This window comes from Bradyrhizobium sp. USDA3010 (assembly GCF_056429065.1).
Map to the genome: position 1 here is coordinate 1 of NZ_JBWJZD010000163.1, position 255 is coordinate 255.

Consider the following 255-nt stretch of genomic DNA (forward strand, 5'->3'; position numbering starts at 1 on the left):
TCCACTTGATATGGGTCACTACTCGTATCCGGCATGTCGAAAGTAGTTCGCGCATTGCTCGGGTGCAAATGTCTTGATGAGCTTGCCGATCAGCTTCATCAGCGTTGTCACGGTGCGAGCGGCACCCATGCGAAGCGCCGTCTTCAGCTTCGAGAATGCCATTTCGATCGGATTGAGATCCGGCGAGTAGGCCGGCAAATAGCGCACTTTGGCGCCGACCGCTTCGACCGCATGGCGAACGCCGTCGATCTTGTG

General features: G+C 56.9%; 1 protein-coding gene. It reads right to left on the reverse strand.

The genetic code is table 11. The features are described 5' to 3' along the window. Positions 1-18: 18 nt before the first annotated feature. A partial coding sequence (locus AC066Y_RS43395; protein ID WP_478279159.1) for a transposase occupies positions 19-255 on the reverse strand: 237 nt, incomplete at its 5' end.